General features: G+C 69.0%; 20 protein-coding genes. 12 read left to right on the top strand and 8 right to left on the bottom strand.

All coding sequences use genetic code 11. The features are described from left to right. Positions 1-39: 39 nt before the first annotated feature. On the bottom strand, positions 40-504 hold the full coding sequence (locus AC1DVI_RS12735) for a preQ0 transporter (RefSeq protein ID WP_476958272.1): 465 nt from the start codon (positions 502-504) through the stop codon (positions 40-42). A 300-nt stretch (positions 505-804) separates the two neighbouring features. Between AC1DVI_RS12735 and AC1DVI_RS12730 the strand changes: the two genes are divergently transcribed. Further along, the gene (locus AC1DVI_RS12730) at positions 805-2,001 is read left to right on the top strand and encodes an acyltransferase family protein (protein WP_476958271.1); all 1,197 of its coding nucleotides are present in this window, start codon (positions 805-807) and stop codon (positions 1,999-2,001) included. Between the two features lie 4 nt (positions 2,002-2,005). On the opposite strand, the gene cysS is transcribed toward AC1DVI_RS12730, so the two are convergent. Together cysS and gltX are read right to left on the bottom strand one after the other, a co-directional pair. Beyond that, positions 2,006-3,379 (bottom strand): cysteine--tRNA ligase, encoded by a 1,374-nt coding sequence (gene cysS, locus AC1DVI_RS12725; protein WP_476958270.1) that lies wholly within the window; start codon positions 3,377-3,379, stop codon positions 2,006-2,008. A gap of 172 nt (positions 3,380-3,551) precedes the next feature. Continuing rightward, entirely contained in the window at positions 3,552-4,910 is a 1,359-nt protein-coding gene (gene gltX, locus AC1DVI_RS12720; protein ID WP_476958269.1) for a glutamate--tRNA ligase, read from the bottom strand. A 262-nt stretch (positions 4,911-5,172) separates the two neighbouring features. Between gltX and ipdC the strand changes: the two genes are divergently transcribed. The 3 genes from ipdC to AC1DVI_RS12705 all read left to right on the top strand — a co-directional run bounded on the left by ipdC (position 5,173) and on the right by AC1DVI_RS12705 (position 7,980). Next, entirely contained in the window at positions 5,173-6,810 is a 1,638-nt protein-coding gene (gene ipdC / locus AC1DVI_RS12715) for an indolepyruvate/phenylpyruvate decarboxylase (protein WP_476958268.1), read from the top strand. A 203-nt stretch (positions 6,811-7,013) separates the two neighbouring features. Further along, complete coding sequence (locus AC1DVI_RS12710; protein WP_014239485.1) at positions 7,014-7,583, top strand: hypothetical protein; 570 nt, start codon at positions 7,014-7,016, stop codon at positions 7,581-7,583. 157 nt (positions 7,584-7,740) lie between these two features. After that, entirely contained in the window at positions 7,741-7,980 is a 240-nt protein-coding gene (locus tag AC1DVI_RS12705) for a hypothetical protein (RefSeq protein ID WP_476958267.1), read from the top strand. 129 nt (positions 7,981-8,109) lie between these two features. Here AC1DVI_RS12705 and AC1DVI_RS12700 read toward each other — a convergent pair whose 3' ends face one another. Continuing rightward, a complete protein-coding gene (locus tag AC1DVI_RS12700; RefSeq protein ID WP_476958266.1) occupies positions 8,110-9,774 on the bottom strand; it encodes an NAD+ synthase in 1,665 nt (554 codons plus the stop codon). A 146-nt stretch (positions 9,775-9,920) separates the two neighbouring features. On the opposite strand from AC1DVI_RS12700, the gene AC1DVI_RS12695 reads away from it, so the two are divergent. The 3 genes from AC1DVI_RS12695 (at position 9,921) to AC1DVI_RS12685 (ending at position 13,157) form a co-directional block, all read left to right on the top strand. After that, a complete protein-coding gene (locus tag AC1DVI_RS12695; protein WP_476958265.1) occupies positions 9,921-11,489 on the top strand; it encodes an FAD-dependent oxidoreductase in 1,569 nt (522 codons plus the stop codon). 127 nt (positions 11,490-11,616) lie between these two features. Continuing rightward, positions 11,617-12,603, top strand: coding sequence for a hypothetical protein (locus tag AC1DVI_RS12690; protein ID WP_476958264.1), 987 nt, complete (start codon positions 11,617-11,619; stop codon positions 12,601-12,603). 134 nt (positions 12,604-12,737) lie between these two features. Continuing rightward, positions 12,738-13,157, top strand: a complete 420-nt coding sequence (locus tag AC1DVI_RS12685; protein ID WP_188259067.1) for a nuclear transport factor 2 family protein — start codon at positions 12,738-12,740, stop codon at positions 13,155-13,157. Between the two features lie 41 nt (positions 13,158-13,198). Here the strand turns inward: AC1DVI_RS12685 and AC1DVI_RS12680 are convergent, their stop codons facing one another. From AC1DVI_RS12680 to AC1DVI_RS12670, 3 genes are all read right to left on the bottom strand, one after another. Then, on the bottom strand, positions 13,199-14,353 hold the full coding sequence (locus tag AC1DVI_RS12680) for a serine hydrolase domain-containing protein (RefSeq protein ID WP_476958263.1): 1,155 nt from the start codon (positions 14,351-14,353) through the stop codon (positions 13,199-13,201). 180 nt (positions 14,354-14,533) lie between these two features. After that, positions 14,534-16,225, bottom strand: a complete 1,692-nt coding sequence (locus AC1DVI_RS12675; RefSeq protein ID WP_476958262.1) for a glycosyltransferase family 39 protein — start codon at positions 16,223-16,225, stop codon at positions 14,534-14,536. Next, complete coding sequence (locus tag AC1DVI_RS12670; RefSeq protein WP_476958261.1) at positions 16,222-17,349, bottom strand: glycosyltransferase family 2 protein; 1,128 nt, start codon at positions 17,347-17,349, stop codon at positions 16,222-16,224. The genes AC1DVI_RS12675 and AC1DVI_RS12670 overlap by 4 nt, the downstream gene beginning before the upstream one ends. Before the next feature lie 402 nt (positions 17,350-17,751). On the opposite strand from AC1DVI_RS12670, the gene AC1DVI_RS12665 reads away from it, so the two are divergent. The 4 genes from AC1DVI_RS12665 (at position 17,752) to AC1DVI_RS12650 (ending at position 22,674) form a co-directional block, all read left to right on the top strand. Continuing rightward, positions 17,752-19,761 (top strand): methyl-accepting chemotaxis protein, encoded by a 2,010-nt coding sequence (locus AC1DVI_RS12665; RefSeq protein ID WP_476958260.1) that lies wholly within the window; start codon positions 17,752-17,754, stop codon positions 19,759-19,761. A 119-nt stretch (positions 19,762-19,880) separates the two neighbouring features. Next, on the top strand, positions 19,881-20,519 hold the full coding sequence (locus AC1DVI_RS12660) for a hypothetical protein (RefSeq protein ID WP_476958259.1): 639 nt from the start codon (positions 19,881-19,883) through the stop codon (positions 20,517-20,519). A 51-nt stretch (positions 20,520-20,570) separates the two neighbouring features. Further along, the gene (locus AC1DVI_RS12655; protein ID WP_476958258.1) at positions 20,571-21,737 is read left to right on the top strand and encodes an ABC transporter substrate-binding protein; all 1,167 of its coding nucleotides are present in this window, start codon (positions 20,571-20,573) and stop codon (positions 21,735-21,737) included. 22 nt (positions 21,738-21,759) lie between these two features. Continuing rightward, on the top strand, positions 21,760-22,674 hold the full coding sequence (locus AC1DVI_RS12650) for a branched-chain amino acid ABC transporter permease (protein ID WP_476958257.1): 915 nt from the start codon (positions 21,760-21,762) through the stop codon (positions 22,672-22,674). Positions 22,675-22,683: 9 nt separating this feature from the next. On the opposite strand, the gene queC is transcribed toward AC1DVI_RS12650, so the two are convergent. Then, a complete protein-coding gene (gene queC, locus AC1DVI_RS12645; protein ID WP_476958256.1) occupies positions 22,684-23,379 on the bottom strand; it encodes a 7-cyano-7-deazaguanine synthase QueC in 696 nt (231 codons plus the stop codon). A 271-nt stretch (positions 23,380-23,650) separates the two neighbouring features. Between queC and AC1DVI_RS12640 the strand changes: the two genes are divergently transcribed. Next, positions 23,651-25,054 (top strand): nucleotidyl cyclase domain-containing protein, encoded by a 1,404-nt coding sequence (locus tag AC1DVI_RS12640; RefSeq protein ID WP_476958255.1) that lies wholly within the window; start codon positions 23,651-23,653, stop codon positions 25,052-25,054. The last annotated feature ends 105 nt before the right edge of the window (positions 25,055-25,159 follow it).

Here is a 25,159-nt window from a genome sequence, read left to right as displayed (position 1 = left end):
TGGATCACCGAGTCGGCGATTGCCAAATCCGGGACCGGGTCAGGCCGTCGCCGGCCGCGCCGACCGGGCACGCATCAGCATCCACACCGCCGACACGCCGACCAGTTTGGACGCGAGACTGGCCGCCCAGACCGCCGGGTCCCAAATGCCGAGCATGCCGAAGAACAGCGCCGTGTCCACCGGCACCGACAGGGCGGCGCTGATCCACAGCCGATCGCGCAGCGGGCGGCGGGTGACGGTGAAGACGCCCCAGTCGATCAGCTCCGACACCGCGAAGGCGGTGACGCTGGCCGTCGCGACGAAGGGGTCGGCCAGCAGGAAGGACAGCAGGGTGGCGGCCAACATGGCGGCCAGCGACCAGTGGCCGTAGCGGACCTGGACCATGTCGCGCAGGATGAAGATCAACCCGGCCCAGCAGGACCACACCAGATCCAGATGCGGCGCCAGGCTGAAGGCGTAGTTGATGGCGAGTACGCTGCCGATGTAGGCGGCGAGCCAGAGCATGACGGAATCCTCCAAAAGCCACCCGCGGAAATACGGGCGCGAACGACGGCGCCACCCGCGTGAATGCGAGCGCTCCGCAGCGGTCTTGTAACAGGTTCGGCCCGCCGGAGTGAACCCTCGGCGCGCGCCGGTGCGGACGGAGCGCAACCGGCAAGAACGGCTTACCCCCATCTCGGTTCCCCGAATGCGCCGCCGTCCCTAGCGCGTCCGGACGATGCCCTGGCGCGTTCGTTCGGAGAGGTGAAACGAAAGAGACCCCGAAAGGTGTGGGCGATGGCGGCGGCGGGCGTATCAATTGGAATGGGCGGCACACGGGATCATTCGCTGGACGCGGCGCGCAGCCTGCTGATGATCCTCGGCGTGCCCTACCACGCGGCGCTGATCTACTCGCCGGGCTACGACTGGGTGATGAACTCCCCCGACGGCATCGCCTGGATTGGGCTGTTCGCGGACTTCATCCACAGCTTCCGCATGCCCGCCTTCTTCCTGATCTCCGGCCTGCTGATCACCCACAGCCTGCGCCGCCACGGACCGCGGGCGGTGCTGACCTCGCGCGCCTCGCGGCTGCTGGTGCCGCTCGTCGCCATGACGGTGACGCTGAACGTCGCGCAGCTGTGGATGGAAAGCCGCGCCATCGACCCCGGCCTGACCGCCGCGGAGTTCCTCACCCAGACCATCCCCGCCGCCTTCTGGAGCGGCGGGCTCGTTTATCACCTGTGGTTCCTGGTCGAGCTGTTCATCAGCGTGCTGGCGCTCTGCCTCGCCTACCCGCTGCTGGTCGCGCTGCACCGGTGGATGGCGGAGCGCGCGCCGGGGCTGGCCCGCTGGCTGGCCGACCCGCCGGACTGGCTGCCGCCGCTCCTGCTCAGCCTCGTCATGATGGGGGTGCTGGGCTTCGACAACATCTCCGATCGGCTGGTGACGCCGCTGGTGCCGACCAACTCCACGGCGGTGAGCATCGTCACCTCAGCGGGCTTCTTCGCGGTCGGGGTGCTGATCGCCCATTGGCCGGGCGGCGCCGCGCGCTACGCCAAGGCGAGCTGGGGGGTGGCGCTGACCTATCTGGTGTGCTTCGCCATCCACATCGGCATGGTCGGCATCGAGAAGCCCATGCCGGTCCGCTTCCTCGACGAGGTGCTGCGCGCCGTCGCCGCCTGGTCGGCCTTCCGCTTCGTGCTCGGCCTGACGCAGGCCTTCTTCTCGGCGGAGAGCCGCCGGGTGCGGGCGCTGTCGCAGGCCTCCTACACGATCTATCTGCTGCACCATCTGGTGGTCATGGCCGCCGGCTTCGCCCTGCTGGCCGTCACCGCGCCGCCTTTGCTGGAGTTCGCCGCGATCACCGCGGTCGGCCTGTTCGTGCCGCTGGCGGTCCATCACGGGCTGGTGCGCCGCTCGCCGACGCTGCGCTTCCTGATGAACGGCATTCCGCCGGGGGAAGCGAAAAAGCAAAGCGGTCCGGCGCGCGGCCGCGAGGCGATGGCGCGTCGGACCGGTTAGAGCGTTACGCCCGCTTCCAGCTCGTGCCCTGCGGGCCGTCCTCCAGAACGATGCCGAGGTCGGCCAGCTCCTTGCGGATGCGGTCGGCCTCCGCGTAGTTCTTGGCCTTGCGGGCGGCCAGACGGTCGTCGATGCGCTGCTGAATGTCGGCGTCGGACAGGACCGCGGCCCCCTTCGGCGCCCAGCGGAACCACACCTCCGGGTCCTGCTGGAGCAGGCCCAGCGCCTCGCCGGCGGCGCGCAGCGCGCCCTTGGCGGCGGCCTTTCCCGCCTCTCCCGTCGCCTTGTTCACCGCGGACGCCAGCTCGTGCAGATGCGAGATGGCGAGCGGGCTGTTGAGGTCGTCCTCCAGCGCGGCCAATACGTCGAACGGCAGTTCGGCCTGCGCCGGAGCCGGGTCGCCGCGCAGCGCCTGATACCAGCGGTCGAGCGTTGCCTTGGACTGCTTCAGCCCCTCGCGGGTGAAGTCCAGCGGCTGGCGGTAGTGCGCGCTCAGCAGCGTCAGGCGGATGGCCTCGCCGGGGAACTCGTCCAGCAGATCGTGCACGGTGAAGAAGTTGCCCAGCGACTTGGACATCTTCTCGCCCTCGACGGTCACGAAGCCGTTGTGAACCCAGTAGCGGGCCAGCGGCTCGCCGCCGTGGGCGCAGCGGCTCTGGGCGATTTCGTTCTCATGGTGCGGGAAGATCAGGTCCAGCCCCCCGCCATGTATGTCGAAGGTGACGCCCAGATGCTCCTTCGCCATGGCCGAGCATTCGATGTGCCAGCCCGGCCGGCCGCGGCCCCACGGGCTGTCCCAGCCGGGCTGGTCGGCGGCGCTCGGCTTCCACAGCACGAAGTCGGAGGAGTCGCGCTTGTAGGGGGCGACCTCGACGCGGGCGCCGGCGATCAATTCGTCCAGCGAGCGGCGGGACAGCTGCCCGTATTCCGCCATCGACGGCACGGAGAACAGCACATGCCCTTCCGCGGCATAGGCGTGGCCGCGCTCGATCAGCAGACCGATCAGGGCGACCATGTGCGAGATGTGGTGCGTGGCGCGCGGCTCGATGGTCGGGCGCAGCGCGTTCAGCGCGTCCATGTCGGCGTGGTAGAGGTCGGCGGTGCGCTTGGTCAGCGCCTCGATCGGCTCCCCGCTGTCGCGCGAGCGGTCGATGATCTTGTCGTCCACATCGGTGATGTTGCGGACGTAGGTCACCGCCGGATAAAGCCGTTGCAGCAGCCGGAACAGCAGGTCGAACACCACCACCGGGCGGGCGTTGCCGATGTGCGCGGTGTCGTAGACCGTGGGTCCACACACATACATGCCCACCCGGTCCGGAGTCATCGGCTCGAAGCGTTCCTTGCGGCGGGTCAGCGTGTTGTAGAGGTCCAGCGGCACGGCGCCATGTCTCCTGTGAGAGGGTCTTCCAAATCCCCCTCTCCCCTCCGGGGAGAGGGTCGGGGTGAGGGGGAAACGCCGGCCCATCGCAGGGCTTGTCCGGCGCAGAACTTTTCCGGCCTTTCGGCCGCCCCCTCATCCTAACCTTCTCCCCAGGGGGGAGAAGGGACTCTTACGCCGTCTCTCCCGCGAGGCGCTTTTGCGCGCGGGGTCGGCCGATCAGGGGTAGCAGGTTCTTCAATTCCGGTCCATGGTCCCGCCCGGTGAGGGCGCGGCGCAGGGGGAGGAACAAATCCTTGCCCTTCCGACCCGTCTTCGCCTTCACCGCACCCGTCCAGGTGCCCCAGGTGGAGAGGTCCCAGGGCTCCTCCGGCAGCAGGGCCGCCGCCTCGGCCAGGAAGGCGGGGTCGTCCGCCACCGGGGCGACCGGGGCGTGGGTCACCGCCCACCAGTCGCGGGCCTCCGCGACGCGCGACAGGTTGGGGCGCACCGCCTCCCAGAAGGCGGCGTCGGCCTCCGCCAGGCCGAGCGCGGCCAGTTCCCCGGCGACCCGCTCGAAGGGCAGCAGGTGGAGGATGCGGGCGTTCAGCCGCAGCAACTCCTCCGGGTCGAATTTCGGGGTGGCGCGGGACACCTTGGCGATGTCGAACTCGGCCACCAGTTCGTCCAGCGTCAGCCGCGGCTCGATGGCGTCGGAGGTGCCGAGCTTGGCGAGCAGGCTGGCCAGCGCCATCGGTTCGATCCCCTCCTCCTCGCGCAAGGACGCCACGGACAGGCTGCCCAGCCGCTTGGACAGGCCCTGCCCCGCCGCGTCGGTCAGCAGCGGCAGATGGGCGAAGACCGGGACCGCCCCGCCGCCCTCAATGCTTTCAACCGCTTCGAAGATCTGGATCTGCACCGCCGTGTTGGCGACGTGGTCCTCGCCGCGGATGACGTGGGTGATGGCGAGGTCGGCGTCGTCCACCACGCTGGTCAGGGTGTAGAGCGGGCGCCCGTCCTCGCGGATCAGCACGGGATCGCTGAGAGCCGCGCCCTCGAAATGCACCGGGCCGCGCACGAGGTCGGTCCATTCGACCGGCGCATGCTCCAGCTTGAAGCGCCAGTGCGGCTTGCGTCCCTCCGATTCGAGGCGGGCGCGGTCGGCGTCGCCCAGGCGGAGCGCCGCCCGGTCGTAGATCGGCGGACGGCCCTGCGAGACGAGGCTGGCACGCTTGAGGTTCAGCTCCTCCGGCGTCTCGTAGCAGGGGTAGAGCCGCCCGCTGGCCTTCAGCGCCGCCGCCACCTCGTCGTAGCGGCCATAGCGGTCGCTCTCCCGCGCGAAACGGTCCCAGGTCAGGCCGAGCCAGGTCAGGTCCCGCTCGATCCCCTCCGCATATTCCGGCTTGGAACGCTCCTCGTCCGTGTCGTCGAGGCGCAGCAGGAACGTGCCGCCCGCCTTGCGCGCGAACAGCCAGTTGACCAGCGCGAGGCGCACATTGCCGACATGGAGGAGACCGGTCGGGCTGGGGGCGAAGCGGACGGCGACGGACATGCGGGCATCATTCGAAAGTCGGGACGGGCCGGCAGTCGTAGCACGCCGCGCGCCCGTCCGAAAGACGCCCATCGGACGCCAAGGGGGACGCCGCCGGGCCTATCGCGTTCGGCGCACGATCCTTCTCCCGCCTCTCCACAATTTCCAACGCGAATGGATTGTTTCGAATGAAACAATTCTTGCGCGGAGCGGTGGCGGAGGCGATGCTGTTCCCCTGTGCGGGTTTTCGGCCCGCGAAACCAATTGGAACGGGAGAGCGGCCATGAAGCTGGCCGAAGCCCTGCTGCGCGCGCTGAAGGATCGCGGCGCACAGGCCATGTTCGGGATTCCGGGCGATTTCGCCCTGCCCTTCTTCAAGGTGGCGGAGGAAACACAGATCCTGCCGCTGCACACGCTGAGCCACGAGCCGGCGGTCGGCTTCGCGGCGGACGCGGCGGCGCGCTACAGTTCGACCCTGGGGGTGGCGGCGGTCACCTACGGGGCGGGCGCCTTCAACATGGTGAACGCGGTGGCCGGCGCCTACGCCGAGAAGTCGCCGGTCGTCGTCATCTCCGGCGCGCCGGGCACGACGGAGGGCAACGCCGGCCTGCTGCTTCACCACCAGGGCCGCACGCTGGACACGCAGTTCCAGGTGTTCAAGGAGATCACCGTCGCCCAGGCCCGGCTGGACGACCCGGCCAAGGCCCCGGCCGAGATCGCCCGCGTGCTGGGAGCCGCCCGCGCCCTGTCGCGCCCCGTCTATCTGGAAATCCCCCGCAACATGGTCAACGCCGAGGTCGAGCCGGTGGGCGACGACCCCGCCTGGCCGGTGGACCGCGACGCGCTGGCCGCCTGCGCGGACGAAGTGCTGGCGGCCATGCGCTCGGCCACGTCACCGGTGCTGATGGTCTGCGTCGAGGTCCGCCGCTACGGGCTGGAGGCCAAGGTGGCGGAGCTGGCGCAGCGGCTGGGCGTGCCGGTGGTGACCACCTTCATGGGGCGCGGCCTGCTGGCCGACGCGCCGACCCCGCCGCTCGGCACCTACATCGGCGTCGCCGGCGACGCGGAGATCACCCGGCTGGTCGAGGAGTCGGACGGGCTGTTCCTGCTCGGTGCCATCCTCAGCGACACCAACTTCGCGGTGTCCCAGCGCAAGATCGACCTGCGCAAGACCATCCACGCTTTCGACCGGGCGGTGACGCTGGGCTATCACACCTACGCCGACATCCCGCTGGACGGGCTGGTGGACGCTCTGCTGGAGCGGCTGCCGCCGTCCGACCGGACGACCCGCGGCAAGGAGCCCCACGCCTACCCGACCGGCCTTCAGGCCGACGATGGCCCCATCGCACCGATGGACATCGCCCGCGCCGTCAACGACCGTATCCGCGCCGGGCAGGAGCCGCTGCTGATCGCGGCGGACATGGGCGACTGCCTGTTCACCGCCATGGACATGATCGACGCCGGGCTGATGGCCCCGGGCTATTACGCGGGCATGGGCTTCGGCGTGCCGGCGGGCATCGGGGCGCAATGCGTGTCGGGCGGCAGGCGCATCCTGACCGTGGTCGGCGACGGCGCCTTCCAGATGACCGGGTGGGAGCTTGGCAACTGCCGACGGCTGGGCATCGACCCCATCGTGATCCTGTTCAACAACGCCAGCTGGGAGATGCTGCGCACCTTCCAGCCGGAATCCGCCTTCAACGACCTGGACGACTGGCGCTTCGCCGACATGGCGGCGGGCATGGGCGGCGACGGCGTCCGCGTGCGCACGCGGGCGGAGCTGAAGGCGGCGCTGGACAAGGCGTTCGCCACGCGCGGGCGCTTCCAGCTGATCGAGGCGATGATCCCGCGCGGCGTGCTGTCCGACACGCTGGCCCGCTTCGTCCAGGGGCAGAAGCGCCTGCACGCCGCGCCCCGGGAGTAGACGCTGGCGCCGCGTCCGCAGGCTGGCGGCCAGCCACCCAACGACCGGGCTTGCCCGCTAAGCCGCTGTCGCGCTTGCGCTTGGAGCGAGGTGCCGAAGCGAAATACCCCCTTCGGCACCGCCGCGGCGCAACAATTCGTTAACCATAAAAGCCCACCCTGTCCCTGCTTTCGGGCGGAATTGATTCAGGGACGAGGACGGCGATGACCTGCATTGTTGGCTTGGTGGACGGCGATCGTGTGTGGATGGGTGGTGACAGCGCGGGCGTGAACGGCCTGGATATCACCGTGCGCGCGGACACCAAGGTGTTCCGCAACGCCGACCTGCTGATCGGCTTCACCAGCAGCTTCCGCATGGGCCAGCTTCTGCATTACCGGCTGGAGCCGCCGCACCGCGACCCCGAGGCCGACGTCTTCCGCTACATGGTCGTCGATTTCGTGGACGCCGTGCGCGGCTGTCTGAAGGACGGCGGCTACGCCCACCGCTCCAACGACGTGGAGACCGGCGGGACCTTCATGGTGGGCTACGAGGGACGCCTGTTCTCCATCCAGTCCGACTATCAGGTGGGCGAGGCGGTGCGCGGGTATCACGCCATCGGCTGCGGGTCCGACTACGCGCTGGGCTCGCTCGCCTCCACGGTCGGCCTGCCGGCGGAGGAGCGGGTGCTGAAGGCGCTGGAATGCGCCGAGCTGTTCAGCGGCGGCGTGCGCGCACCCTTCACCATCCAGTCGATGGTCCGCCGGCCGCATCTGGCGCTGACCGAAGCGGCGTAAAGCCATAATAAAAATCAGGACTTTCCGCGCCGTTTTCGCCATCCGGCAAGACGGCGCGAAGTCGTGCCCGCGCTGCGGCAAACTGTGTTATAGGGACGCCGCTCCGTCCCAAAGAGATGGAGAACAAAAAGACCATAAATACAGTGGGTGCTAGAGAATGGTGGACCAAACTGTTGGTGATGCGGATCGTTTGATTGGCGGAGATTTCCGTGATGTCTCGGGCTTGGTGCATGGCCTGCCGGCTTACTGCAATTCGCCTTACTTCGTGTTTCCGGCGCTGATCCTTCTGCTGATCATGCCGCTGTCGATCATTTTCCATCCGTCCTGGATCGTTCCGCTGGCCGAGCTGTACGCGGTCGGCATGATGGTGACGATCATCCGCCTGACGCGCGGGTGAGGCGCGGCTTTTGCCCCCTCCCTAACCCTCCCCCGCTGCGCAGGGGAGGGGACTGCCGCCGCTTCGCAGACATCTCCCTCCCCTGCGCAGCGGGGGAGGGTCGGGGTGGGGGCCTGTTTCAAGCACTTCTCAAACAATGCTCCCGAACCCGTTGGTGATCGGATAACGCCGCTCACGGTTGAACAGCCGCGGGGTGATCTTCGGGCCGGGAGGCGCTTGGCGGCGCTTGTATTCGGCCAGATGCAGCATGCGCCAGACCTTGTCCACCACCTCCGGTGCGTGGCCGCGGGCGACGATCTCCGCCACGTCCAGGTCCTTTTCCACCAGACAGCGCAGAATGTCATCCAGCGCGTCGTAGGGCGGCAGCGTGTCCTGGTCGGTCTGGCCGGGCTTCAGTTCCGCGGTCGGGGCCTTGACCAGAACCCGCTCCGGCACGACGCGCCCCGCCGGGCCGAGAGCGCCGTCCGGCACATGGCTGTTGCGCCAGCGCGCCAGCGCGTAGACCGTCGTCTTATAGACGTCCTTCAGCACGGCGTAGCCGCCGCACATGTCGCCATAGAGCGTGGCGTAACCGACCGACATCTCCGACTTGTTGCCGGTGGACAGCACCATGGGGCCGAACTTGTTGGACAGCGCCATCAGCGTGACGCCGCGGGACCGCGCCTGGATGTTCTCCTCCGTGGCGTCCGGATCGCGCCCGGCGAAGGCCGGCAGGAGCATCCGCTCGAACGCCTCCATCGCCGGGACGATGGGAACGGTGTCCAGCTTGCAGCCCAGCAGCTCCGCCGATTCCGCGGCGTCGTCCAGGCTGTCCTGCACGGTATAAGGTGACGGCATCATCACGCCGTGCACCCGGTCGGCGCCCAAGGCATCCACCGCGATGGCCGCCGACAGCGCCGAGTCGATGCCGCCCGACAGGCCCAGGATGACGCCAGGGAAACCATTCTTGGTCACGTAGTCGCGCAAGGCCAGCACCAGCGCCGCGTAGATCGACTCCAGACCCTCCGGCGGGGCGACGCACTCCGTGTCGGCGCAACTCCAGACATCGTCCTCGCCGCGCTCCCAGCGGGTGATCAGCAAATGCTCGGTGAAGGCGGGGGCCTGCGCCACCAGCCGGTGATCGGCGCCCAACGCGAAGCTGGCGCCGTCGAAGACCAACTCGTCCTGTCCGCCCACCTGATTCACGTAGAGCAGCGGCAGCCCCGACTCGGTGACCCGCCGCACGGCAAGCTGCACGCGCTGGTCGTGCTTGCCCAGCTCGAACGGGCTGCCGTTGGGAACCACCAGGATCTCCGCCCCGCTTTCCGCCAGCGTCTCGATCACGTCGGTGGACCACATGTCCTCGCAGATCGGAACGCCCAGCCGCACGCCGCGGACATTGATCGGGCCGGGCAGCGGGCCGGGGGTGAAGACGCGCTTCTCGTCGAACACGCCATAGTTCGGCAGGTCCACCTTGAAGCGGGTCGCCGCGACCGCTCCGCCGTCCAGCAGCAGCGCCGCGTTGAAACATGCGCCGCCGTCGCGCCAGGGCGCGCCGACCAGCAGGGCCGGGCCGCCGTCCGCCGTCTCGGCGGCGAGTTCACGCACCGCCCGCTCCACCACGTCCAGGAAGAAGGGTTTCAGCACCAGATCCTCCGGCGGGTAGCCGGTCACCGCCAGCTCCGGGCAGACCATCAGGTCGGCGCCGCGCGCGGCGGCCTCGGCCCGCGCGTCGCGGATGCGGTCGATGTTGGCGGCGATGGCGCCGACGGTCGGGTTGATCTGGGCCAGCGCGATGGAAAGGCGGTCGGTCATGGCGGCGTCGTCCGGTGAAGCGGCGGATCGGCGACACCGTAACAGCCGGAGGCGGAGGGCGGAAGCGGCGCACGGCCGCAGCGGAACCGCAGCATCGCACGCCGTGTTGCCGGAAGGACAGGACGCCAACAGAAGGATGACCGGTCATGCAAAAGTCCGGGCAAGGTTCCGGGGCCACGACCTCCGTCTGGATGGACCGCGGCGGGCCGGCGATGCCCGCCGGGACGGTCGCCCCCACCGCCGCGGCGCTGGGCGCCTTGCGGCCTGATGTGATCGTCGTCGGGGCGGGCATCGCCGGGGTCACCACGGCCTACCTGCTCCAGCGCTCCGGCAAGTCGGTTCTGCTGCTGGACGACGGACCGCCGGGCGGCGGCGAGACCGGGCGCACCACGGCGCATCTCTCCAACGTCATCGACGACCGCTTCGCCGAGATCGAACGGCTGCACAGCGAGTCCGGCGCCCGCATGGCGGCGGACAGCCACGGCGGCGCCATCGACACCATCGAGCGGATCGCCCGCGAGGAGGCCATCGACTGCGGCTTCGCCCGCCTCGACGGTTATCTGATGCTGGCGCCGGGGCAGGACCCCGCCGGTTTGGACCGCGAGCGCGACGCCGCCCGCCGCGCCGGGCTGGACGATGTGGAGCGGCTGGACGCCCCGCCCATCCGCCATCCCGGCCCCTGCCTGCGCTTCCCCCGGCAGGCGCGCATCCACGCGCTCGATTATCTGGCCGGGCTGACCCGCGCCTTCCTGGCGCGCGGCGGCGCGCTGGCCACCGGGGCGCATGTCTCCACGGTCCGGCAGGACGGGGAGCGTGCGCGCGTCGAGGCCGGGCCGGACCACGCGATGGTCGAGGCCGCCGCGGTGGTCGTCGCCACCAACTCCCCGATCAGCGACCGCTTCGCCATCCATTCCAAGCAGGCGCCCTACCGCACCTACGCGATCTCCGTCCGGGTGCCGAAGGGCAGCGTGCCCGACGCCCTCTATTGGGACACGCTCGACACCTATCATTATGTGCGACTCCAGCCGGAGGCCGACCATGACCGGCTGATCGTCGGCGGCGAGGACCACAAGACCGGGGAGGCCCGCGACATGGCGGAGCGTTGGGCCGCGCTGGAAGCCTGGACGCGCGCGCATTTCCCCCAGGCCGGGGCGGTCGAGCACCGCTGGTCCGGGCAGGTGATGGAACCCTTCGACGGGCTGGCCTTCATCGGCCCCGACCCGGCCTATGGCGGGCGGGTCTTCGTGGCGACCGGCGACAGCGGCATGGGCATGACCCACGGCACCATCGCCGGGCTGGTGCTGTGCGAGCTGATCCACGGCAGCGGCAGCCCGTGGGCCGCGCTGTACGACCCCGGCCGCAAGATGACCAGCAAACTCGGCACCTATCTGCGGGAGAACCTGGACGTGGCCCGCCACTTCCTGCCCTACGTCCAGGGGCCGGAGTTGGAGGAGGAGGACCGCATCGAGCCCGGCCAGGGCGCGGTCCTGAAGTCGGGGGTCTGGCCCGTCGCCGTCTTCCGCGACGAGTCGGGGGCGCTGCACCGCCGCTCCGCCATCTGCCCCCATCTGAAATGCGTGGTGCGCTGGAATCCCGGCGAGCGGAGCTGGGACTGCCCCTGCCACGGCTCCCGCTTCGCGGTGGATGGGACGGTTCTGAACGGTCCGGCCACCCAGCCCCTTGCCCCCATCGAGGACTCTGCAAGCAAAAACTGATAAAATCCTTCGAAACCGAAGTGTTTCGACCGGGCGTTGCAGGAGCCCTGCGACGAATTAACCTGTGGTAAAGGACTCCGGTACGATCATACCCTTACGGCGAAACGATCACGCGCGGGAGGCGGCGATGTATTACTCGGAAATGTCCGGACCGACAGGGACGACCAGTACGGTCCTGCAACAGGCGAACAACGCCAAGAAGGCAACCGAGAGCAAGGCCGCGGACGGCACCAAGGCCGCCGCCACGACCACCGCCACCGCCGACGCCGCGACTCCCGCGAAAAGCGCCAGCCCGGCCTACACGATCAGCCAGTCGATGGAAAACCTGCTCGACAACCTGTCGGGCAAGAAGCCGGCGGCGACCGGCGCCGACGCCGGTGCGGCGGGCGATGCGGCCGGCGGCAGCAAGACCGGCACCCAGGCGATGGCCGATCGGGCCAAGCAGGCCGAGCAGATCATGCAGAAAGCCCTGGAGCAGTCCAAGGGCCTCTCCGGCCTGTTCGAGAAGGCCATCGACAACATGGCCGGCGACCTCGGCAGCCTGCTCGGCGGGCTGGGCATGTCGGACGATGACGTGAAGGGCGCCGTCGGCGATTTCGGCAGCGCCATGAAGGACAAGCTGAAGTCCATGGATTTCAGCCAGATGGGCATGAGCATGGAGGAAGCCCGCTCGCAGTGGTCCATCGAGTCCCGCGGCATGGAGCTGACCATCCAGGACGGCGACAAGTCGGTCCGCATCTCCTTCGCCAAGTCCACCCTCGACTTCACCCGCGAGGACCGCGGGCTGGCGGCCACGCTGAACGCGGACGGCTCGGGCAGCGCCATGTTCTCCGCCGCCACGACCAAGGTGTCCGGCAAGGCCACCGGCATGATCGTCCGCTCCGAGGGCTTCAGCGATGACGAGATCAAGGGCGTCCTGGAGAAGCTGAACGGCATGGCCGCGAAGGGCGGGATGAGCGGCCTCGGCGCCCTGACGCCGACCAAGAGCGCCGATGGCGTGATGCACCTGAACCTGGACCTGTCGCAGCCCATCGCCGGTCTGACCGACGGCAGCAGCGACGCCAAGAGCGGCGCCGCGGCGGACGCGTCCCAGAAGGTGGATATCACGGCGTGAGGAAGAGCGGGCCGTTTTCCCATAAAGGGCGCCCGCAAAAGGGGTGCGATCTGTGATAACGGGGGCCGATGCTTGCCGTCGAGCCAGCTCCCTGTATAGAAGCGGCTTTCGCTGTTTCGGAGATTCGCTTCCCCATGACCGACCGCAACGCCGTGCTGGCCGCGAACCGGGCTTTCTATCAGGCCTTCACCGGGCGTGACTTTCCCGCCATGGACCGGCTGTGGGCCTCCCGCCTGCCCGTGTCCTGCATCCATCCCGGCTGGACCATCCTGTTCGGCCGGGAGGCGGTGGTGTCGAGCTGGCAGGACGTGCTGCGTTCCCCCCGCGGCCCGGCGGTGCAGGCGCGCAACGAACGCGTCAGCCTGTACGGCGACACCGCGGTCGTGCTGTGCGAGGAGATCGTGGGAGACGCCGTCCTGGCCGCAACCAACCTGTTCGCGCGCGAGGACGGCGAATGGCGGCTGGCCCACCACCAGGCCGGACCGGTCGCCGAGCCCGCCTCGCAAATCCTGACGCCGCCCGACCGCCTGCCGCCCGGTGGCCTGCTGCACTGACGGCGGTCCCTTGACGGCGGCCCCTCTTCCCCCTGGTGCGTTCAGCGGCGCTCCGCCGCCCTCTCCAGTTGCCGGATCAGGTCGCCCACCACCCGGTCGGCGGTGATCCGCTCGGGGTCGCTGTTGGTCAGGGCCACCGCGGCCCAGCGGTGGGCGCGTGAAAAGGCGATGTAGGCGTTGAAGCCGCCGGTGGAACCGGAATGCCAGAGGATCGGCGTGCCGTCCGCCGCCCAGGCGACGAACCAGCCCAGCGCCATCGCCCCCTGCCCCAGCGCCCCCGGATCGCGCAGCGCCCGCCCGTCCACCTGCACCGACTGGGCGAGCGCCAGCGTCGCGGCGGTCTCGCCGTCGCAGGCGGCCTTTCCCAGGCCGGTGCAGTCGCCCATGTTGGCGCGCAGCCAGCGCAGCAGGTCGTCGGCGGTGGAATAGAGCCCGAAGGAGGGCTGCATGGCCGGCGCCTCCCAATCGGGGACCACCTGCCCGCGGGCGTGGCCCACCGCCTTGCGGGCGCGCTGCCCGGCGTTGGGCGCCAGGGTGGTGTCCGTCATCCCGAAGCGGTCGGTGACCACCCGTTTCAGCAGCGTCTCGTAGGGAATGCCGGAGGCGGTGGACAGCGCCTCCCCCAGCACCGCCATGCCGACGTTGGAGTAGCGGAAGCGCGTGCCCGGCGGCACCGTCAGACTGAAGCCGGACAGCCACGCCCCCACCTCCTCCCGCGTCAGCGGCTTGTAGGGGTTGCGCGGGTCTTCCAGCCGGCTCCAGGAGAAGCGCGGAGTCTCCGGCACGTTTGGCAACCCCGCCGTATGGGTGGCGAGGTCGAGCAGGCGGATCGGCGTGCCGTCGAAGTCCGGGGCGTGGACCGGCTTGGGCAGATGACGGGCCAGCGGGTCGGTCGGGGCGACGCGCCCGGCGCGGATCAGCTCCGCCAGGATGGTGCCGGTGAAGGGCTTGGTCAGCGAGGCGATCTGGAACAGGGTGCGCCCGTCCGGCGGACCGCCGTCGGGCCGTCCGCTGTCGCCGCGCCCGACGACGAGGCTGCGCCCGTCGCGGATCACCCCGACGACGATGCTGCCCGCCCCCGCCTCCTCGAGACGGCGATCGGCCAACGCCGTCACCGCCTCCCGAAGACGGTCCGGGGCCACCGCGTCCGCCGGGGCCGGGGCCGTCGCCCAGACGGTGAGCGCAAGAAACGACACGACACCGAGCACCGGCCCCCGCATCCCCACCCTCCGTCGTCGGCGCGCGGAATGGGCGCGCAGAGGGAAGAGTGGGAAGCGGTTCCGCCTGGCGGTACGCCCGCGGACGGACATCACGCCAACGGAGCAGGCTGTGCCGGGCGGGTTAGACCGGTGAGAGGCGTGTCACTCGGCCGAATTCTACTCGGTGGGTATTTCCGCCAGCGGCGGGCGGCGGTCCTTGACGATGGTCAGGGGCACGTCGTCGGCGGCGACCTCGATGATCGGCTGGCCGCCCAGCAGGCTGGGGCACTGCTTCACCTGGGTGAAGGCCATGAAGAAATCGGCCTTGCGCCAGTCCAGACCGGTGCCGTTGACCAGCTTCAGCCAGGGCGGCAGTTCGAAGCGTACGGCCAGTGTGTTGCCACAGACCGACAGGGTGTACTGGCGCGGCGGCGCCTTGCCGCCGTTCTCGCGCTCCACCAGGGCGATCAGCTCGGCCAGCGCCTCGTGCTGGGAGTTGCCCCAGTAATCCAGCTCGAACCGCCCCTCGGCGCCTTTCAGCCCGCCGGCGAACTGGTTGTAGTAGACGTACTGGTTCGGGTGCATGGCGCCGAGCTGCCACGCGTACAGCACGGCCACCGCGATGGCCGCCGCCCCGTACGCCTGTCCTGTACGCCGGCCCAGCGCCTCGGCCCCGCTCCACAGCCGGTCGAAGGCGATGCCGGCCAGCACCGCCATCGGCGGCGCCACGAACAGGAAATGGCGGATGCCGTTGTAGACGGACGGACGCATCAGCATGAAGAGGAGCACCGGCAGGAAGGCCGCCAGCGCCAGCGGCACCCAGCGCACCGCGCCGAAGGCGCCGTCCACGCTCCGCCAGCCGCCACGCACCACCCACAGGGCGGCCAGCACCACCGCGGCCAGGGTGCCCAGCAGCACCGCCTCCGGCAGCTTCACCCCGAGATAGACCGGCAGATAGAGCGCCGGCGGGGCGGCGGAGCTGACCATCTGCCCCATGAACAGCGTCTGGATGTCGATGGGGAAATGCGAGACGACGCGCAGCGCCTCCAGCGGGTTCAGCGGCCTCTGCACCGCCCAGGGCCAGAACAGCGCCATCACCGCATAGGCCAGCGGAATGGCCGGCAGCAGGGGCGGCACGGCGCGCCGCACGACGCCCAGCGCCGGCCGCAACCCGCCCTGCCACGCCACCAGCACCACATAGAGCGCCAGCGCCACCGCGAGGTAGAAGCCGGCCAACACCCCGCCCACCCGGATCGACAGGGTCAGGCCCAGCGCCAGCCCGAATTTCAGCACCGCGCTGCGGCGCGGGGCCGGCATCTGGCCGATGATGCGGGTGGCGAAATAGAGCGTCCACACCATGCCCGCGGCGAAGGGCACGTCCTTGGTGTTGTTGAACATGGCGCCGTAATAGACGCCGGATAGTGCCAGCAGCGCCGCCGCCAGGAACCCCGCCCGCGGCCCGGCCAGCAGCCGCGCGTAACGCCAGCAGCCGGCGATGCCCAGCACCCCGACCAGCGCGCAGAGCAGGTGGCGCGTCTCGTACTCCTCGAACGGCGAGATCGGGACCACCAGGGCGGTCACCAGATCGAACAGCCCGCCATACAGGTACAGGTCCTTGAAATGGAAGGCCGACCGGTCGGTGAAGCCGGACAGGTAGAAGGACAGCAGCTTCTTGCCGTAGATATGCTGCACCTCCTCGTCGGTGCTGATCCCGTAGTTCCGGAAGGTCAGCGCGGCGAGGATGATCAGACACAGCAGAAGCGCGCGCGCCATGTCGTCCCACAGGGCTCCGGCGCGGCGCTGGGAGAGGACGCCCGCCGGGGACGTCGCCCCGAGGGGATTCAGGCCGAGCGGCGGCATCAGGCTCATGAAGGGCGGTCCTCGCTTCCGGGCCGGCGCCAAGCCCCCGGGTTGGCCGCTGAATTGGATGCCGGGGCCGCGGCTTGATCCTCGAATCCGTGCGCGGAACGGACGATGTAGAGGGGACGTCCCTTCACCTCGTTGAACACGCGGCCGAGATAGTCGCCGATGACCCCCAGCGTGACGAGCTGGATGCCGCCCATGAACAGCACCGCGGCCAGCAGCGATTCGTAACCGGGCACGTCGATGCCGTAGATCAGGGTGCGCAGCAGGCGCAGCAGGATGTAGACGAAGGCGAAGCCGGAGATCGCCATGCCCACCAGGCTCCACACCCGCAGCGGGAAGGTGGAGAAGGCAGTCAGCCCATCGAAGGACAGGCTGAGCAACTTCAGGAAGCCCCATTTGGTGTCGCCGCCGGCGCGCTCCCCCTGCTGGTAGGGAATGCTGGCCTGACGGAAGCCGACCCAGGCGAAGATGCCCTTCATGAAACGCGTGCGTTCGGGCATGCGGTTGATGACGTCGACCACCCGCCGGTCCATCAACCGGAAGTCGCCGACCTCGCGCGGCAGCTTGACCTCCGACAGGTTATCGAAGATCCAGTAGAAGGCGCGGGCGAACATCCGGTGCCTCAGGCTCTGCCCCACCCGCGCGTGGCGCACGGCGACGACCACGTCGTAGCCCTCGCGCCATTTGGCGAGGAACTGGGGCAGCAGCTCCGGCGGGTGCTGGAGGTCGGCGTCCATCGGCACCACGGCGTCGCCGGTGGTGTGGCGCAGCCCGGCCGACAGGGCCAGCTCCTTGCCGAAGTTGCGCGACAGGTCGACCACCTTGACCCGCGGGTCGGCATCATGGACGTCCAGGAGACGGTCGAGCGTGTCGTCGCGGCTGCCGTCGTTGACGCAGACCACCTCCCACTCCGCGTCCAGCCGGTCGAGCACGGGCACCAGCCGTTCGAACAGCGCCGCGATGTTGGGGCCTTCGTTGTAGAAGGGGATCACCACCGACAGGCGCCCCCGCTTCGTGCGGGCGGAGCGCGACGGCTTCGGGGTGGAAGCGGCGTCGCCTGGGCTGGGGGTGGTGTTGGGAGCGGTGTTGGCGGAAGCCGCCAGAGTGGGCGCGTCGGTCAGGGACATGGCCGGCCGTTGGGTCAGATGATCACGAGCCGGGTCGGAGGGGTCCAGGCAGGCGTCCCCGGCGGGGCGCTTCGCCCTTTGGCATATAGCACGATACATGTGGATGAGCAAAACGCCTCTATTGTGACCATCCACGGCCTAAGCCGTGACCAGCACATCGCTGGAACCGGCGCCGGAACGGTCCGTCGCTGGTGGGCTAACGCCACGGTCCCGACAAATATTCCAAGGCCCCGCGAAACCGCCAGAACCCGGAAGGATAAGGACATCCCCAAGCGTGCGCGGAGGGGCCTCATGCCCGTTTTCGGGGGCTGGAAACCAGTTGGCACACTTAATGAATTGGTAAGCGGACACTGCCATGTTTTGTATCTAAACCATTCAGCCTCATCCGGAGTTTTCCCGACCATGAGCCTGTTCAACCATCTTCGGGTCGGCACCAAGATCACCGCGGCGAACGCCGGGGTTCTCCTCTTCCTGGTCGCCATCGGCGGCATCGGGGTCTACGCCCTGATGGACGCCAAGCACGGCTTCGCGACCTATCAGACCTTGGCCCGCCAGACCACCGAGGTCGGCCGCATCCAGGCGACGATGCTGGAGCTCCAGCTCCAGGCCAAGACCTTCCTGCTGACCGGCAGCGAGGAGGCCGCCCACACGGTGGACTCGCTGGCCGCCGACCTCGACGGGCGGATCGACGAGGCCAAGACCCTGTTCACCGAGCCGGCCCTGAACCGCACGGTAACGCAGATGGACGATGAACTGGGCCAATACCGCGAGGCCTTCACCCGCATCATGGAGTTCCAGGCGACCCGCAGCGAGGCGTCGGCGGAGCTTCTCGACCTCGGGGTCAAGATGGAGAAGGCGCTCAGCGGCGTCATGGACAGCGCCTACGCCGATGGAGACACCGAAGCCGCCTATCAGGCGGGCATGGCCGCCCGCCACTTCCTCGCCGCCCGCAACACCGCCAACCGCTTCCTGACCGACGGCTCGGCGGAGAGCGCCGACATCTTCCGCAAGGAGCTTCAGAGCGCCCGCGAGCGCGGCAACGCGATGCTCGCCAAGCTGACCGAGCTGGAGCGACGCCGCGGCGCCTCGTCCTTCCTGGCCTACCAGCGCGTCTTCGCCACCCAATTCGAGAAGGTGGTCGTCGCCACCACCAAGCGGGACGAGCTGGTCTCGCAGGTGCTGGAGACGCTCGGCCCGACCGTCAACGCGCGGGTCGAACAGCTGCGCGACGCCAGCGTCCGCCAGCAGGCGGCGCTCGGTACCACCGCCACGGAGAACATCGACCGCGCCCGGACGATGACCACCGCCGCCGCCGCGGTCGCCGTCCTGCTCGGGCTGATCTCGGCCCTGATGATCGGGCGCGGTCTGTCGCGGCCCATCGTCTCGATGACCGACACCATGACCCGTCTGGCCGGCGGCGACCGCCGGGTGGACGTGCCCGGCCTCGGCCGCGGCGACGAGATCGGCGGCATGGCCAAGGCCGTGGAGGTTTTCAAGCACAGCCTGATCGAGGCCGACCGCATGGCCGCGGAACAGGCCGCGGAGCATGAGACCCGCCGCGAGCGGTCGGAGCGCATCGACTCCCTGACCCGCGAATTCGACCGCATGGTGATGGAGGTGCTGTCCCGCGTCTCCTCCGCCGCCACCCAGCTCAACAGCACGGCCCAGGGCATGTCGGCCACCGCCGAGCAGACCACCCGGCAGGCCAGCGCCGTCGCCGCCGCCTCCACCCAGGCCACCGCCAACGTGGAGACCGTCGCCGCCGCCGCGGAGGAGCTCTCCAGCTCGATCCAGGAGATCAGCCGGCAGGTCGCCCAGAGCAACAGCATCGCCGGGCAGGCGGTCAGCACCGCCGAGCGGACCGACGCCACCGTGCGCGGACTGGTCGACGCCGCCCAGCGCATCGGCGAGGTGGTGCAGCTCATCAACGACATCGCCAGCCAGACCAACCTGCTGGCGCTCAACGCCACCATCGAGGCCGCCCGGGCGGGCGAGGCCGGCAAGGGCTTCGCCGTCGTCGCGTCGGAGGTCAAGAGCCTCGCCAACCAGACCGCCAAGGCGACCGAGGACATCTCCGGCCAGATCGCCGGCATCCAGCAGGTCAGCCGCGAGGCCGCCGGGGCCATCGCCGAGATCGGCCGCGTGATCGGCGAGATCAGCCACATCTCCACCACCATCGCCGCGGCGGTCGAGGAGCAGGGGGCGGCCACCCAGGAGATCAGCCGCAACGTCCAGCAGGCCGCCCGCGGCACCCAGGAGGTGTCCGGCAACATCGCCGGGGTGACCCAGGCGGCGGAAGCCACCGGCGACGCCTCCCGTCAGGTGCTCGACGCCGCCGACGGGCTGACCGGCGAGGCGGAGGGGCTGCGCGGTTTCGTCTCCCGCTTCCTGACCGACATGCGGGCGGCCTGACGGTTTCGTCTTCACCCCTCCTCCCATCCGATTGCGATGGAGGAGGGGTTTTTCTTGCGCCGCGCCGGCCCTGTTGGGCAAATAGGGGTCATTGCGCACCCCGGACTGCTTTTCCCATCATGATCCTGACCCCGATCCCGGCCGAGACGATGCCGGAGGCCCTGGCGACCTTCGAGCGCCTGCTGGCCGGCAAGCCCCTGCCCCTCGCCGCCTTCCGGCGCATCGCCGCCACATGGCCGGTGCCCGGCGGCGTCGACACGCCGGAGCAGCGCGCCGAAGCGGTGCGGCTGGCCCACGCCCACGGCATCGGCACGCTGGACGAGCCGCCCAACACCTCCTTCATGTGGGACGGGGAGGTCATCCGCACCGACGTGGAATCGACGGTGATCGTGCATGAGGTCGCCCACTGGCTGGTCGCGGCGCCCGAGCGCCGTCCGCTCTACGACTTCGGCCTGGGGCCGGGGCCGGAGACGACGCTGCGCAAGGAGGCGCGCGGCCAGCAGAAGCTGACCTTCGAGGAGTGCATGCACGAGGAGCAGCAGACCTCCCTGCTCGGCGTGCTGTGGGAGGCCGAACTGGGCCAGCCGGCGATCCTCGCCTTCCTGGAGCAGAACTGGATGGAATGCTGGGAGCGGGAGAGCACCGCCGCCTTCTTCATCCGCCATGTCGAAGAACTCTTCACCCGCGGCCTGATCGATGCCGAGGGCCGCCCGTCCACGGCGCGCGCCTGGGCAGACGGGCGGCTGCAGGCTGCCTGAAATCTGCACTGCCCATAAATCAATCATAAAACCCCTGGAGGCTGGACCGTCATGACCCGCAACCTGCTTACGCTGGCCTCCGCGCTGGCCCTGCTCGCCACCCCGGCGGCGGCGGACACGCTGAAGATCGGCATGATCACCACCCTGTCCGGCCCCGGCGCGGGCCTGGGCATCGACATCCGCGACGGCTTCGCGCTGGCGGTGGAGCATGCGGGCGGCAAGCTGGGCGGGCAGGACACCCAGGTCATCGAGGCGGACGACCAGCAGAAGCCGGACGTCGCCGTCGGCCTCGCCAACCGCATGGTCGAGCGCGACCGCGTGCAGATGGTGACCGGCGTGGTCTGGTCGAACCTCGCGCTGGCGATGCTGCCGACGCTGGCCGGCGGGCAGACCTTCTTCATCAGCCCGAACGCCGGCCCGTCGCAGCTGGCGGGTGCGCAGTGCAACCCGTATTTCTTCAACGCCGCCTACCAGAACGACCAGATCCACGAGGCCGTCGGCAAGCATGTCCAGGACGAGGGGTTCAAGAAGGTCTATCTGATGGCCCCCAACTACCCGGCGGGCAAGGACGGGCTGGCCGGCTTCAAGCGCTACTACAAGGGCGCGGTCGCGGGCGAGGTCTACACCCAGGTCGGGCAGCTCGACTACGCGGCGGAGCTGGCGCAGCTCAAGGCCGCGGCGCCGGACGCCGTCTACGTCTTCTACCCCGGCGGCATGGGCATCAACTTCATCAAGCAGTATGAGCAGGCCGGGCTGAAGGGCGCCGTGCCGCTGTTCGGCCCCGGCTTCTCCTTCGACCAGGACATCCTGTCGGCGGTCGGCGAGTCCGCGCTGGGCGTCAAGAACTCGGCGCAGTGGAGCCCCGACCTCGACAACGCCGCCAACAAAAAGTTCGTCGCCGACTTCAAGGCCAAGTACGGGCGCATCCCGTCCATGTACGCCGCCCAGGGCTACGACACGGCGCTGCTGATCGACACGGCGGTGAAGGCGGTCGGCGGCAACCTGAAGGACAAGGACAAGCTGCGCGCCGCTCTGGCCTCGGCCAAGCTGCAAAGCCTGCGCGGCGAGGTGGCCTTCAACACCAACCATTACCCGATCCACAACATCTACCTGCGCGAGGTGGTGAAGGGTGCCGACGGTGCGGTGACCAACAAGACCGTCGCCACGGTCTTCACCAACCACGCTGACGCCTACGTCAAAGACTGCCCGATGAAGTGAGGCGCAGCCAGGACGCCGGAGAATGGACGCGCTCCTCCTCGTCGAACAGGGGCTGAACGGGCTTCAGCTCGGCGTGATGCTGTTCCTGATGGCCGCCGGGCTGACGCTCGTCTTCGGCATCATGGACCTCATCAACCTCGCCCACGGCACCTTCTACATGGTCGGCGCCTACCTGACGGCGGCGCTGGTGCCGGTGCTGGACAGCTTCCCGCTGGCGCTGGCGGCGGCGGTGCTGCTGACGGCGCTGCTCGGGCTGGTGGTGGAGGCGGTGGCGCTGCGCACGCTCTACCGCCGCGACCACCTGGATCAGGTGCTGGCGACCTTCGGGCTGATCCTGTTCTTCAACGAGCTGGTGAAGATCGTCTTCGGCCCGGTCCCCATCTTCCTGAACCCGCCGGCGGCGCTGGCCGGGACGGTGGACCTGTTCGGGCTGACATACCCGGCCTTCCGGCTGGCCATCCTCGCCGTCGGCATCGCGGTGGCGGTGTTCCTGTGGCTGCTGATCGCCCGCACGCGGGTCGGCATGCTGATCCGCGCCGGGGCCACCAACCGCGAGATGGTGATGGCGCTGGGGGTGGACGTCCGGCGGCTGTTCGGGCTGGTCTTCGCGCTGGGCTGCGGGCTGGCCGGGCTGGCCGGCGCCATGGCCGGGCCGGTGCTGGCGGTTCAGGTCGGCATGGGCGAGCAGATCCTGATCCTCACCTTCGTGGTCATCGTGATCGGCGGCATCGGCTCGATCCGCGGGGCGCTGGCCGGCGCCCTGCTGGTCGGCATGGTGGACACGCTGGGCCGCGCCCTGCTGCCCGCCGCCTTCCGTCTGGTGATGGACGCCGCCAACGCCAGTGCCGCCGGGGCGGCCCTGGCCTCCATGGCGATCTACGTGCTGATGGCGGTGGTCCTGGCGATCAAGCCCAAGGGGCTGTTCCCGGCCCATTGACGGCGTGCGTCACGCCCCGGCATAAGCCACCGGATCGGCCAGCCCGGCCTCCTGGAAGCCTTTCAGCCGCAGCAGGCAGCTGTCGCAGGAGCCGCAGGCCGTGCCGTCCGGCGCCGGGTCGTAGCAGGAGTGGGTCAGGCCGTAATCCACCCCCAGTTCCAGCCCGCGGCGGATGATGCCCGCCTTGTCGAGCGTCATCAGCGGGGCGTGGATCGTGAACCGGCTGGTGCCCTCCACCCCCGCCTTGGTGGCGAGGTTCGCCATGGTCTCGAAGGCGGCGATGTATTCGGGCCGGCAGTCCGGGTAGCCGGAATAATCCAGCGCGTTCACGCCGATGAAGATATCCGACGCCTGCAGCGTCTCCGCCCAGGCCAGCGCGAAGGACAGGAACACCGTGTTGCGCGCCGGGACGTAGGTCACCGGGATGCCCGTCCCCAGCTCCGCCGCGCTGGCATGCTTTGGCACCTCGATGGTATCGGTCAGGGCGGAGCCGCCGAAGGCCCGCAGGTCGATGTCGGCGATGACGTGGCGGTCCACCGCCATGGCAGCGGCGACGCGTTTGGCCGCCTCCAGCTCCACCGCGTGGCGCTGCCCATAGCGGAAGCTGAGCGCGTTCAGCCGGTACCCCTGCTCCCGGGCGATCGCCAGCACCGTCGTGGAGTCCAGCCCGCCGCTGACCAGCACCACTGCATTCTTCGCGTTCATGTCCCCACCCTTTCCCCATGCCCACAGGCCGGCCCGGCATAATCCCGTCCTGCCGGCGGGTCAACGGCCATGGCCGCTTGTGCATGGCCGCTTGTGGCAGACCACCCACCCAGGGTGTCCGGAGCGCCTCCGCACCGCACCGCACCGGAAAACCCACGGCTGTTAACTCTTCGGCAATTTCCCTGTAACACTGTTGTTAAGACGACGAACATTCAGAAGGCAGGAATACACCGACACACAGGTTTGTGCCGGTCGCAAGGGAGCTATTGCCGTGAATGCAATCCATTCGCCCCCCTCCGCCCAGGAGGGGTCCGCCGAATCCTCCTGCTCCGGCCCCACGTCCCATTGCACCGCCGCCACGAAGGCGGCGGAGTGTCGGTCGTCCTGCCAACTGAACGACGCGGCCTTTCGAGACAGGGCCCGGGATATCCTTTCCAGCGGACGGACCGTCACCGCCGGCGCCGTTCATCTGATTGGTCTGGAGGACATCCGGGACCATCTGGGCAAACGGTGGGAGACCGTGAAGGAACGGGTGCAGGACTACACGGGCCGCCTGCTCGAAAAGATCCTGTCCCCGCAGGACGTGTGGTTCCGGCACGGCGACGCCCAGTTCATCATCGTGTTCGCCCATGCCGACATAAAGGCCGCCCAACTGATTTGCGGCAAGATCGTCGAAACCCTGCATCAGACGCTGCTCGGCCACAGCGATACCAGCCAGATCACCGTCAAGACCGCCCTGATGGAAATCGACGGCAGCATCGCCATCGGCAGCGCCCGCCTGGACGATCTGCTCCACCGGGCCGCCAGCCAGCCGGAACGCCCGGCGGATCGCACCGACCCGACGGCCCAACCGGCCGCCCAGCCGCAGGCCGAGGAGCGGCGGCGGCCTTCGCTTGTCGGTTTCGCCCTGGACAACGGAGAGCCGCCGCAACAGCCGAAGGTGCTGTTCCGCCCGGTCTACGATGTAAAGAACAAGGTGATCTCCACCTACACCTGCCGTCCGGATCTTTACACCTGCCGCCATATCAACCAGATCACGCTGGACGACGTCCTGCAGGAAGAAGCCATTTTCGATTACGATATGGAAACCCTGTGCCACGCCATCAGCACCTACAATGAACTTTACAAGAACAAATTCCGTTACGCCCAGACCATTCCGGTCCACTTCGAAACCCTCGCCTCGGCGCGACGGCGGCGGGAGTATCTCCAGTCGTGCCGGATGATCCCCAATTACTTGATCCCTTTCCTGGCCTTCGAACTTGAAGGGCTGCCGCTGGGCATTCCCAACGGGAGGCTGGCCGAGATGGTCACCATGCTGCGCCCCTTCGGCCGCGCCGCCATCGTCATCCTGCGGGAGGACACCACTGACATCGCGGTCTATGCCAACGCCGGCGTCAAAGGGGTTGGGCTGTCCATGGATTTCCGGGACGGCGACCAGCGCTGCATCGACAAGATCAACGCCTTCTGCCCGGCCCCGCGCAAACACGGCCTGTTCGCCTATCTGGACGGCATCCGGAACGTCGAGCAATTCCAGGCGGCGATCGAGGCCGGGGCGGCCTATGTCGGCGGCGCCGTGATCGGCAAGGATTCCGATGTTCCCGAACACATGCGGCGTTGCACCGAAAGGCAAATGCTGATGAGAGCCAGAGTAAAGGCCCGGCGCGAGTCGGCATAGTCCAGTCCGACGAAGACTTCCCCTCTTTCCGCATAGACCGTCTGCAAGGCCCGTTTCAGTGCCTCTGTTAACGCATTAGCAAGTGCGAAAGGATCATTCTGTTTC

This window comes from Azospirillum sp. P4_B5 (genome assembly GCF_056402275.1).
Note: the sequence above shows the minus strand (reverse complement) of the source record. Positions and strands in the feature narration are given on the sequence as shown.